Source organism: Paenibacillus thalictri (assembly GCF_004307995.1).
GTDB classification, from domain to species: domain Bacteria; phylum Bacillota; class Bacilli; order Paenibacillales; family NBRC-103111; genus Paenibacillus_AF; species Paenibacillus_AF thalictri.
On the sequence record NZ_SIRE01000001.1, the window covers coordinates 36142 to 48517 of the forward strand.

9 protein-coding genes are annotated in these 12376 nt (G+C 51.3%); 5 read left to right on the top strand and 4 right to left on the bottom strand.

Annotation, left to right across the window (positions count from 1 at the left end; genetic code table 11):
• Window positions 1–104: 104 nt before the first annotated feature.
• Window positions 105–965 (top strand): AraC family transcriptional regulator, encoded by an 861-nt coding sequence (locus tag EYB31_RS00135; protein WP_131011241.1) that lies wholly within the window; start codon window positions 105–107, stop codon window positions 963–965.
• Between the two features lie 56 nt (window positions 966–1021).
• On the opposite strand, the gene EYB31_RS00140 is transcribed toward EYB31_RS00135, so the two are convergent.
• Window positions 1022–2623 carry a response regulator gene (locus EYB31_RS00140; protein ID WP_131011242.1) on the bottom strand — a complete coding sequence of 534 codons (1602 nt, stop codon included), beginning with the start codon at window positions 2621–2623 and terminating at the stop codon, window positions 1022–1024.
• Complete coding sequence (locus tag EYB31_RS00145) at window positions 2592–4295, bottom strand: sensor histidine kinase (protein WP_165452118.1); 1704 nt, start codon at window positions 4293–4295, stop codon at window positions 2592–2594. The genes EYB31_RS00140 and EYB31_RS00145 overlap by 32 nt, the downstream gene beginning before the upstream one ends.
• 294 nt (window positions 4296–4589) lie before the next feature.
• On the opposite strand from EYB31_RS00145, the gene EYB31_RS00150 reads away from it, so the two are divergent.
• The 3 genes from EYB31_RS00150 to EYB31_RS00160 all read left to right on the top strand — a co-directional run bounded on the left by EYB31_RS00150 (window position 4590) and on the right by EYB31_RS00160 (window position 7805).
• Window positions 4590–5975: an ABC transporter substrate-binding protein gene (locus EYB31_RS00150; RefSeq protein WP_131011244.1), complete on the top strand. Its 1386-nt coding sequence runs from the start codon at window positions 4590–4592 to the stop codon at window positions 5973–5975.
• 19 nt (window positions 5976–5994) lie between these two features.
• Window positions 5995–6888, top strand: a complete 894-nt coding sequence (locus EYB31_RS00155; protein WP_131011245.1) for a carbohydrate ABC transporter permease — start codon at window positions 5995–5997, stop codon at window positions 6886–6888.
• Between the two features lie 77 nt (window positions 6889–6965).
• Window positions 6966–7805 carry a carbohydrate ABC transporter permease gene (locus tag EYB31_RS00160; protein WP_170318197.1) on the top strand — a complete coding sequence of 280 codons (840 nt, stop codon included), beginning with the start codon at window positions 6966–6968 and terminating at the stop codon, window positions 7803–7805.
• Between the two features lie 183 nt (window positions 7806–7988).
• Here the strand turns inward: EYB31_RS00160 and EYB31_RS00165 are convergent, their stop codons facing one another.
• Complete coding sequence (locus tag EYB31_RS00165) at window positions 7989–9971, bottom strand: glycoside hydrolase family 127 protein (RefSeq protein ID WP_131011246.1); 1983 nt, start codon at window positions 9969–9971, stop codon at window positions 7989–7991.
• Between the two features lie 140 nt (window positions 9972–10111).
• On the opposite strand from EYB31_RS00165, the gene EYB31_RS00170 reads away from it, so the two are divergent.
• Window positions 10112–10975, top strand: a complete 864-nt coding sequence (locus EYB31_RS00170; protein ID WP_131011247.1) for a helix-turn-helix transcriptional regulator — start codon at window positions 10112–10114, stop codon at window positions 10973–10975.
• Between the two features lie 348 nt (window positions 10976–11323).
• Here the strand turns inward: EYB31_RS00170 and EYB31_RS00175 are convergent, their stop codons facing one another.
• Window positions 11324–12292 carry a phosphoglycerate dehydrogenase gene (locus EYB31_RS00175; protein WP_131011248.1) on the bottom strand — a complete coding sequence of 323 codons (969 nt, stop codon included), beginning with the start codon at window positions 12290–12292 and terminating at the stop codon, window positions 11324–11326.
• Window positions 12293–12376: the final 84 nt, after the last annotated feature.

Consider the following 12376-nt stretch of genomic DNA (forward strand, 5'->3'; position numbering starts at 1 on the left):
CGTTTTCAACCGGTTGTATTAAAAATGTATCATGAATTATGCTTTAAAACTTTCGCTATTAGATGGTAAAATGTTGTTAAAGTACGGTATTCGGAGTTGATTTGATGAAGTTTATTGAAAATATAGATCTGTATTCCAACAACTTTCTTTTTACCTTTCGCGCACAACGTAAGCATCCGGGCCAGTTTCACGCCCACAAGGGCATGGAATTTATTTACATTTATAAAGGTACAGGCCATATTATGCTGGACCACCGAATGTACGAGCTTAGAAGCGGGACATTGATTATTTTTCAGCCGTATCAGCTGCATCGGATCCATCAGGATGACTCCGCCGAATATATCCGCTCCTATGTGGTATTTGAACCGTCTTTATTTGAATCTTATCTTGCTTCCTTTCCTTCGCTGAGGAGCTTCTTCTATCACTTGTGGAAGGATCAGCTGCAAAATCAAATCTTCTACGACATTGGACCGGATCATCCGCTTGTGCATTTGTATGAGGAGCTTCAAGAACGCAAACATCTCGTACCTGATCACAAATTAACAGAGGAATACGGCTTGTTTATTATGCGCTTTCTCTGCTTATTGCGCCTGCTTTGGGCAAAACACGAAAACCCCGATGCCCCGTCCGTCCGATCTTTAAGTCAGGTTGAGCGCATGATGGCCTGGCTGGAGGAGCATTATAACGAACCCTTTTCGATTGACGAGCTAAGCAAGCATGTGCATCTGTCGCCAAAGCATATATCCGCCATATTTCGCCAAAAAACAGGCGGCACCTTAACCGATTACTTGATGGCCATACGGCTCAATCAAGCATGCTTGCTGCTCAAAACTTCCTCCAAACCGGTCACCGAAATCGGTCAGGAAATCGGCTTTACAAACACATCTTATTTTTGTCAGTTTTTCAAGAAAAAGATGGCCGTCACTCCCTACCAGTACCGGAAGCAGTTTTTGGAGCTGGTATGATTCCGCACGACAGCAAAAAAAATCCTCATTCGCGCTTTAGCGAACAAGGACTTTCTTTAACGATAAAATTGCTTGAACTCGCTAGGGGTCATCCCCGTATGTTTCTTAAACAATTCGCGGAAATATTTAAGATCCTCATAACCGAGCCGCTCCGACGCGTTCTGGACGCTGGACCCGGATAAGAGCAACTCCTGGGCTACTTTGATCCTTTCCGCGATTACGAACTGAACAAACGTCAGACCGGTCATCTTTTTAAATAAAGCGGCAAAGTGAGAGGGACTCGTATGCACATGATCGGCGCAATCCTGCACGGTCAAATTGTGTGGCAGATGCTCTTTGATATAAGCGATCGCCGCATGAACCAGCTCTTCCGCATCGTTTCTTTTTCGCGTTTTAAAGCGCAGCGCAATTTCACCGCCAAGCTCAAGCAGCGTTTGCTGCCATTCCTTTAACGTATAGGCCGGGTCCAACAAGGACTGCAGCTTTTGTTCAATCGGGGCAAAGTCGGCAGCGGACAATCGCGACTTAACGGCATACGCCATTTTTCTCGCCAGCTCCCAATACGTACTGGCCATGTAATCGGGCGCAGGCCGAACTTCTTCGTCTTGAATTTGCTGGAACACATCCGCAAGCACGGAACGGACGCGATCCGTATTGCCGGACACCAAACTTAAGATGACCTTTTCCTCCAAATCGGAAGCATACACGGGAATATACGGGCTGATCTTTAGATCCCCGAAGCGGATCACGCTATTGCCCTCGGTATAGAAATGACAAGCCAGAGCCGATTGTGCCTGACGGTAACAATGAGGCAATCCCGAAAGCCCGGCCGTTTCCAGGCTGAGCCCGATCGACAACGTTTGCCTCGTATAAGAGGCCGCGTTGCGGCAGCAAGCCTCCGCCATTTCCACCGGGTTCCGCCCTTCCTCTGTGCGAAAGATACACACAAATCTGCCGATTTGGTCGCGGAATGTCACATGAGAACCCCACTGCGACATCGTTTCCTCGACGACATTTTGCACGGCAAACAGAATCAGCTCCGTATCTCCCGTCGGGAGCGGCTCCACCTTTTTGGCGAAATTGTCGATTTCAATCAGCATTAAAGACAACTCGGACGGCTCAAAATGGATTTCCAGGAAAGACCATCGTTGCCGGGCCATCGGCTCCTTCGCTTTGTAACGGATCAGCATCTTCAAATATTCCTGCCGCAGCAGCGGCAAGCTTTCCCGCATCTTGCCCTCCAGCTCCTGCAGACGTTCCGTCTGTTCCAGTTCCTTCTCCCGCTCGGCTTTGGCCCGCAGCACAACTTCCACCAGTTGCCCCGGCCGAAACGGCTTAACCAAATAATCGAATACCCCAAGCCTCATGGCACTTCGCGCGTCTTCAAATTCGCTGTACCCGCTAAGTACGATCACCTTGGTATGAGGCAGCCCGCCCGTTGTCTGTGCAATCATGCTCAAACCGTCCATAACCGGCATCCGAATATCGGTAATAATCAAATGCGGGCGGATTTCCCGGATCAGCCTCATCCCGTCCTCACCGTTTGTAGCCGTTCCCACCACACGGATACCGTGCCGCTGCCACGGAATTTGCTTGGCGATGCCGTCAACGATCGTCTTGATGTCGTCAATTACGCATAAAGTTGTTTCTTCGCTCATCGGCTTCCTCCCACTCCAATTCTTGATGATCCTGCGGAACGACAAGCTGCACTTTTGTCAGAACCCCGGGATTGCTTTCGATGTTCAGGTCGGCGGCGGAACCGTAATACAACTGCAGCCGCTCATAAATATTTCGCAGCGCGTAAGACGAGGAGCCTCCCGCCGGCGACTTCGCCGCCGCCTCCACCTTTCCGGCATCCATCCCGCAGCCGTTATCTTCGACCGTCAAGCTGATCTTCTCGCGGATGCGTTTAATGCCAATTACGATACGCCCGCCGCTTTTGCGGGATTGGAAGCCGTGCATAACCGTATTTTCCACAAGCGGCTGAAGCAGCAGCTTCGGTAAACGCATGAGCTGCAGTCCTTCCTCCAGATCAATCTCGTATTCGAACCAATCGTCGTAGCATTTTTTTAAAATCGCCAAATACTCCGATACATGCAGCACTTCCTTCTCTAGCGTCGTCGTTTCCCGGCCGCTATTTAAGCCAAGCTGAAACAGTTGGGATAAAGAGAAGGTCATCTCCTTGACATCTTCGTATTGGGCCAGCTCCGCTTTCCAATAAATCGTATACAATGTATTGTATAAAAAGTGGGGATTAATCTGCGCTTGCAAAGCTTTCATCTCGGCGACCCGCTTGCTTCTGTCGGCTGCTTTCATCCCTTCGATCAATAAAGCGATCTCTTCCAGCATGCGGTTGAACCGGTTCCCTACGAGGGCGATCTCGTCATGCCGGGAAGTCTCGAAACGGACGGTAAGATCGCTGGCCTCCACCTTCTTCATCAATTGCACGAGTTGCGCCAAAGGCCGCAGCAAATAAGAGGTCACTACACGCGAAAACAATAAGGCCAGCAGTCCGCAGCTGCTAATAATCGCCACCGTTGTCCATTGGATAGCGGATACCTGTTTGTACAAATCGTCAGTTGGCCGCACTCCGACCAAAATCCAGTCGTCGGTCAGACGAATGCGCTCCACATCGACCAAATAATCTTTGCGTGCATCTTGGTAAACAAAAGGCTGCGCCGCCGGAACGGCGATGCGTTCCAGAAAATCGGGCTTATGCAGAAACGGCCGGGCAAATGGCAAGGAGGTAAATACATTGGAACCGGTTAACGTCATCAAATATAAATCGGCGGCGGACACTCCCCATTCATCGGTCAGCGCTTCAATTAAAGTGCTTACATTGATGTTCACGACGATATAAACGCCGTCCATACGGGTATGATCGTCAATGAGCGGTTCCATCACAAGAGAAATAACGCTGCGTTTGCCGCCAAAAAACATATCCTTATGCTCGGGAACCCAGACGTTGTGTTTTTTCTCCTTAATGATCGGGTACATCCCGCTTTGCAGAAACGAGTTTTCGGACAGGCGAAATTCGGTAGTAGGGTAGAAGTCGCCGATCGGCGTCGTGACAAGCACGGATTCAATTGCCGGCTCGTTGACCTTCATCAGCATAAACCAGCTTTGCAGCTCGGCGAAATGGGCGAAATAAGAGCCGGGATTGCTTAAGCGGATATCTCTCATCGTGCTTGTAAAAGAATCGTCCAGCATGCCGGACATCGCGGTGACGGTAATTTTTTTAAGCCGTTCATCCAGTAGAAGCGCCGATTTACGAATCGCGTTCCGATTTAAATCCGTCACGTTTTTCTCCAAGACGCGGGCTGCAATCATATGAGATAAAGCCCCCGAAGAAGAAACTGCAATTAAAATAAGCAATAAAAAAGAGAGCCATATGCGATTTTTAAAGGACAATGCGGGAAATACACGTGGGATCGGCATAGTTCTCCTTGTCGTCATGAATTTATGTTTATTTTACCTACAGGATGGGCCGATGGTAAAGCGATTTCATTAAAATCGTTGTTTTGTCCCCGATACATCGTGAAATTCCCCCTCGTTGGCTCATCGGCAACTTATGTACAATCATGTTGTGGCCACAGCGATAACATGTCAATTGGGAGGATTATTATGTTTGCTAAACGAAACGCTTCCATCTTTTTATGTCTGAGTCTTGCCGTCTTATCATCCGCTTGCAGCAGCGCCCCGGAGAAAAACGCCGCGGATTCCGGCACGGCTTCCGCTCCTTCCAATGCCAAAGTCAAATTGAAATATTGGACTCCGGACCGGGGATTTTCCGAACAAATTCGTGATGAAGTCGACCGTTTTAATAAAACCAACAAAGACAACATCGAAGTCGAGCTGACCATTATGGCGGAAAATTATCCGCAATCGGTCGACATCGCCTTCTCCAGCAATCAGGCGCCCGATATCATTCGTGTCAACAATGTCACGTTTATGCCGTTTTTGAAGAAAGGTTATTTGGACCCTCTTGACTCCTACATCCCGGCCGAGATGAAAAAGAAATTTGAATCCGTGTTGGCTGAAGAAATTAACACAAAAGACGGTAAATTATATTCCTTGCCCAACTATGGCTATACGCATCGCCTTGTTTACAATAAAGAATTGTTTGAAAAAGCCGGCATCCAGTCTCCACCAAAAACGTTGGATGAGCTTGTGGCGGCCGCGAAAAAAATTACCGAGGCGGGCAAAGGGGCGGCATACGGGTTTTCGGCAAATTTTAAAAGCTCGCTGAACGCGATCGAACGTTCCCCGCGCGCCATTGCCGAGCTCAGCGGTTATCCGGGGTACGGCTACGATTTCAAATCGGGCAAATACGATTTTAACGGATATAAACCGATTATCGAAGCATTCCGGCAGATGAAAAAAGACGGCAGCTTCTTCCCCGGTTCGGAATCGCTGGACATCGACCCGCTGCGCGCCCAGTTTGCCGAAGGCAAAATCGGCATGTACCTATCCATATCCGCAGAACCCAACGTCTATAAGCAGCAGTTTCCGGCCAAAATCAAGTGGGATGCGGCGATGCCGCCGACGATCGACGGAAACATTCGCGGGGCTGTCGGTTTGACACAAGCAGGCTCCTGGCTGTCGCTCAGCAGCAAATCGGCCCATAAAGCGGAAGCATGGAAGTTTCTGCAATATCTCTACAGTGATGAAATTTTGAATTCTTATTACGAAAAAGGGCTTGGCACTTCGCTTGTGCCATTTGTTCTGGCTAACGCCAAAAAACCGCAACTCGAAGGTGTCGAAGGGTTTCTGCCGACTAAATACGATACGCTGCAGCCCGCGCCTCCGACCATTACGGTGGACGGCATGAACTATGGCGACGCTTTCCTCCGCTATATTTTGGATGGAGGAGATTTGAACGTCACGATCGCCGATTTGAATAACCGCTACAATCAAGCGTTGGATAAAGCCCGTCAATCAGGAGAAGTCAAGCTGATGCCCGATCCGAATTTCGATCCTGTGAAGCTGCAAGGGAAACTTGTGAAATAACAGCGGGAGGATCGTCTCGATGAACAAAGTACGATATTATAGCGAAACCTACTCTTTTTTATTGCCAAGCTTGATAGTCACCTTGGTATTCGCCGTTTATCCGATTATTTGGGCCATGCGCTACATGGTATACGATTATCCGGGATATGGAAACGAGGTATTTACCGGTTTCGGCAATTTCACCAAGCTGCTGCAGGATAAGCTGTATTGGCAGTCGGTAGCCAACACCTTCATCTATACATTTGGCAAATTGATCGTAACGATACCTGTCGCCTTAATCCTGGCCGTTATTCTGAATCAGAAAATCAAGGGAAGGCAATTTCTCAGAGCCGTATTTTTCATGCCTACGGTGATTAGCACAGCTGTCATTTCCATTGTTTTCTTTCTTATTTTCAACTCTTACAACGGCATCTTAAATCAGTTTCTTGTAAGGACCGGCATCATCCAAGGAAATATAGATTGGCTTGGCACCGATTATGCGATGCTCACTTTGATTATCGTCGCCATTTGGGGAGCTGTCGGCAACTACATGCTGCTGTTTATCGCCGGCCTGCAAAGCATCCCGCAGGACGTATACGAAAGCGCCTCAATCGATGGCGCAAACGCCGCTCAGAAATTATGGTTTATTACGATTCCGATGCTTGGCCCGGTGCTGCAAATGATTATTATGCTGGCCATTCTCATTTCGTTAAAAGGCTATGAAAGCATTATGCTGATCACCGAAGGCGGTCCCGCGGGCCGCACGGAAGTGATGTACCTGTACGTTTACAAATTGTTTTTCCCGGTTTCCACCGGATCGGCCGTCAACCAGCAGATCGGCTACGGCAGCGCGGTCGGCTTCACCTCTGCGCTGATTGTAGGCATTGTAACTCTGATCTATTTTCACATATCACGCCGTTTGAATCATTCGTAGGAAAGGGGGGGAATGTTTTGGATACGATGCGACGTTCCGCAGCCGAGACTGCGGTCGGCGGACACTCCGGCTCCTTCATGCGCCGCTTGTACCGGCTGCCGTCCAAGCTTATCATAGGGTTGTTTTTGTTAGCCGTGCTTATCTTCACTTTGTTCCCCTTGCTTGTCACCGTGCTCGGATCGCTGAAAACGAATGCCGAAGTGACGGCAGGCGGAACTCTGCTTCCGAACGAGTGGAGGTTTTCCAATTACGCCGAAGCCTGGAGGCAAGCCGATTTTGCCCGTTTCTCATGGAACAGCTTGTTCATCAGCTCCATGACGACAATCATCGCTTTGCTTATTTCCGCCATGGCCGGATATGTTGTTAACCGCAGAACGTTTCCGGGAAAACGGATGTATACCGCGCTGCAAGCTTCCACCATGTTTATCTCGATCGGCGCCGTTGTCCTGCGTCCGCAATTCGAACTGATCGTCGCCATGAACCTGAACGCCAGCTTGTGGGGCATCATTCTCATATTGCTTGGTTCGCACGCCGCCGTGTTTTTTATGATTATCGGGTTTTACAGCGCAATTCCGCGTGAGCTTGACGAAGCCGCGACCATTGACGGCTGCAGCTTTTACGGCGTCTTTTTCCGCATTGTGTTGCCCTTGCTGCGTCCCGGGCTTGCTGTCGGCGCGTTATTTCAATTCCGCAACGCCTGGAATGAATACATCACACCGCTTGTTTTTACGATGACCAATCCGAAGCTGCAAACTTTGACCGTAGGTCTTGCCAATCTTCGTTACGGCTATAACGCGGCTACGCAAACCCATCTCATGATGGCCGGAGCCTGCATCTCGTTATTGCCTATATTGATCGTCTATATATTCGCCAACCGTTCCTTTATGCAGGTCACTGCAGGGTCCGTCAAAGGATAAATTCACCGTTGATCCCCAATTTCAAGCAATCAAGAAAAACCGTCAGGGAAGATCCCTGACGGTCCTTTAGGTTCGTGGAGCTATTTTCGGCGCGTTGAATGGGGTGCCTCATAAGAAAAGCTCCAGCTTCGCTGTGACCCGCAACGTATCCCGCTCCCGTGACACGGGGGTTATTCAAGCAGATCAGCCGTTTACGCGAATCCACACCGTCATTTCGCCAAGGCTGCGATTTCCCCATAAATAATATGGGATCGCCTGCAGCTTGACCGGCTCCGGCGTCCGCCCCTCGGCATACGGCCGGTAAAGAGCTTCGTCCCGCCATGAATCGCGTTCGTCGGCGTGCCCATCCGCTGCGATCACTATGGCTCCGCCGAGCAGTTCGTCATGGTAACTTGCCTCAAGCCGGGAGGAGCCGACAAGCGACAAGGAAGCAAGCGGGCGGCCGTTGTCCGCTTCTTCCAAACAATAAACAAGCGGTCCGCGTTCGATCGCCGCTTTGCCCGCGTTGGCGCGGATTTGCGGATGCGCCGCCGACAGCCGCGCCTCCAGCGCAGGCTCCCATTCGATGATGTCCCCTGGCGTCCATTGTCTGGTCACGGCGGCATAGCCGTTTACCGTCTCGTAATCCGCATGTACGCCATTGATGCTCAGCGCCGCGCGGCCGCCGCACCATGAAGGAATGCGCAGCGACAACGTAACAGCCGTATCCGGCGGTGCCGCCGTTAATTCCAACCGCGTATGCCCTTCCCACGGCAGGCGCGATTGCTGCCGGAGCGCCACTTGCCCGGCGGCCAGATCCAATTGTGCCGTGCTGCCGATGAACAGATGGACAAACACGTTATTTGCCTCCGGTGCGGCTGTGTAGATGTATCTGTTCAGCGAGCTGAGCAGCCGCGCCACGTTCGGAGGGCAGCAGGAGCAGCCGAACCATTTCTGGCGCACTGCCTTCACATGGCGGCGTCCCGGATTGCTCTCGGAAGCCTCAGGCCATACTTCCAACGGATTAACGTAAAAATAATGCTTGCCGTCCCGCGACATGCTGCCGATTACGTTGTTATAGAGCGCACGCTCCAGCACGTCGGCGTATTCGCTTCTGGACTCCAGCTGCAGCATCCGGCTGGCGAAAAAGATCAGCCCGATGGAAGCGCAGGTCTCCGCGTATATGGTGTCGTTTGGCAAGTCGTAATCGAAGGTGAACGCTTCGCCATGGTGTGTCGAGCCGATGCCGCCGGTTATGTACATTTGCTTGCCCGTCGTGTTCCGCCACAAGCGCCGGCACGCAGCGAGCAGTTCGGCATCGCCGGTCAGCTTGGCCAAATCGGCCATCGCGGTATACATGTACATCGCCCGCACGGAATGTCCGATCGCCACCTCCTGCTCGCGGACCGGTTGATGCGCCTGGTTGTACGCCAGCTGCCGGACGGTCGGAATCTGGAGCTGCTTTTTCTGAAAGTGGCTATAGCCCTCCCGCTGTCTGCATTCTTCGATCAGAAAATTCGGATCCGTCCCCCTTTCGTCGATAAAAAACTGAGCCAGCCGCAAATGCCGCTCGTCATCCGTCGCTTGGTACAACTTAACGAGCGCCAGCTCGATCTCCTGATGGCCGTCGTAGCCCCTCAGCTTCCCCGGCTCGCGCCCGAACACGGCTGCAATATGATCGACGAACCTGCATACCACATCAAGCATCTTGCGTTTGCCGGTCGCTTCGTAATAAGCGACCGCCGCTTCGATCATATGTCCGGCGCAGTACAGCTCGTGAGCCTCGTGAAGATTCGTCCACTGTTTGCCGGGCTCTTTTAGCGTAAAATACGTGTTGAGATAACCGTTGTCATGCTGAGCCTTGGCGATCAGCTCGATCACATCATCTGCCGTACGCTCCAACTCGGGATCGGGATGGTTCGCCAGCGAATAACCGACCGCTTCAAGCCATTTGGCGAGGTCGCTGTCCTGAAATACCATGCCGCCGAATTCGCCTTTTTGGATGCCTGCGGCAATCCGGAAATTGCGGACCGCGTAACTAGGCTCGGCGCCCGGAATCCGGTCGTTGAGCGCTTCCCATTGATACGGAATGACCGTTCCTCGAACGAGTTCAATGAATGGATTCCAAAAATCATCATGAATCTTCACATCTTTGCTCCCCTGTACAACACCTGCGGAAATCGCCATGCCGATCCTCTCCCCAATACGTTTATATACAAATTGATTATCGCTTGAATCCAGTTTATCCTTGTAAATAAAGATCAGCTACGAATAAAACCAACCTCTTTTTTATAAAATTTCACACTGTTTTTGAGAGAGGTGCCATTATGGACGAACCGGAATATATTCTCATGGAGCTGCCGCCGCTGCCTTATTACATCACGACAGGCCTGACCACTTACAAGCCGGGAGAGCAGCATCCGAGCCGCCGAAACCTCGGCGTGTTCGACCTGCTTTGGGTCGTCAAAGGGGTATTGTACATGGGGGAGGATGAACGGCAGTGGGAAGTCACGCAAGGCCAAACTTTGCTGCTGCTGCCGGACCGGTTTCATTATCCGGTTAAGCCTTGCGCTGAGGAAACGATCTTTTATTGGGTTCATTTCGACTTTGCAGGCAGCTGGTCGCAGCAATCCGGCAGAAACGCCGGTGCCGTCTCGCCGGTAAGGCAGACATGGGCGAATCCGTACACGCTGGGGGTTTCGCAGCATGCCACGCCTCCCGAATTCGCCATGGCTGAAAGTTTGCTGCGCCAATTGCACGCAAGTTCCGGCCGTCCGCAGCCGGCTGTTTATTGGAACGAGCAGCAGCTGTTTATGGAACTGCTGCGGCTGATCGAAGATACAAATGCCGGAAGCGACGCCTCCCCCGCGCTGAAGTTAGCCGAAAAAACGGAAGCTTACTTGCGGCAGCATTATCAGACCGACGTGACAAACGGCTCCGTGGCCGAAGCGCTGCATTTTCACCCGAACTATATCGTCCGGTGTATGAAGGAGATCTACGGCTGCACGCCGATGGAATATTTGCACGAATACCGGCTGGAACAAGCCAAGCTGCTGCTGATCAAGACGGAGTGGCCCGTAGCGCAGATCGCCGAACATGTCGGCTTCGCAAACGCCCCGTATTTCTCCAACTGCTTCAGGCAGTATGCAGGGACCTCGCCGATGCGTTTCCGCAAGCAGTATGCGCCGTAAAAATTCTTGGTACTTAGGGTTACTTTTAGCTCGGTGGTTGGGAACGAGTGTGGGACTCCAACCGCCAATTACAATCATGGCCCTGGGAATTAAGCAAAGTGGGCGGGCCATGATTGTAAAAGCGGCCGCTTCGCTTTTCCGCCCCACACTCGTTCCTCGTTCCATTTTCGAGCCCATCCGTTACTTAACTAAGCGGATATTCAATGCTATGGGCCACTTTGTCAAACTCAGTGTCCATTTTTCCTCTGCAGCTTATCATCGCTCAAAATATGTTTCGTTACCCTCAAAAACGGCCTGCCATTCCGGCAGGCCGTTATATGCATTTCTCTTAGTGATGGCCAACTACTTCTACACGCGAAGCAGGTTCTCCGGGTCTTTCCCGGCAAATACGTCTAAAATCGCCTGCGCGGTAGCCAATCCGACAAGGTGGTACGTCTCATACGTCTCCGCAGCCGTGTGCGGCGTGCTCACCAGATTATCGTTTTGAAACAATGGATTGTCTGCGGCTACTGGCTCGTGCTCGTACACATCAATGGCCGCCCCGGCAATGACCCCACCCTGCAAAGCCCGGTGAAGCGCCGCTTCATCAACCAGCGCGCCCCTTGCCGTATTGACGAAGTATGCGGTCCGCTTCATCAACGCAAACTGTTCATCGCTCATCATGTGATACGTCAGTTTGTTGCTGGGTAGATGCATGCTGACGACATCGCTTTGCGCAAGCACTTCCTCATTGCTCGAAACGAGTTCAACACCCAATTCTTTAGCCAGAGTCGCATTCGGCTCGATGTCGTAAGCGATGATGCGGACCTCGAATCCGGACAGCTTTTTGGCGACCATCCGAGCAATGTTGCCGAAACCCAGCAAACCGACCGTTTTGCCCCGTAGTTCCATGCCGACATAACGGTCCCAATAGCCCCTTCGCGCCGACTGGTGCAACGAAGGGATGTTTCTCGCTACGGATAATATAAGCCCGACGGTTAATTCGGCAACCGCGTTGGCGTTGATTCCCGGCACATTGCTAACCTTGATACCGTACTCTTGGGCTTTGGCAAGATCGACATTATCAATGCCCACGCCAAAGCGGGCAATCGCTTTCAATTTAGGTGCGAGTCGAAACACCGCTTCGTCCCACGTGTCCACACCGGCAACAACGCCGTCGATGTCGGTCACCAAATCTTTCAGTTCCTCAAACGTATGCGGGCGTCCCAGCTTGTTTTCAATGACCTCGACCCCGTGTTCCTCCAATAATCGTTTAGCCGCTGCACAAAGCCTGGAATAGTTGGTAGCCGTAACAAGTACTTTTTTGACGGTGGACATGAACAAACTCCTCCTATGGGCGGTAGATTTTTATCATGTTAGCGCTTACTTTTTATGATTCACTCAAACCTTAAATATTTCTTT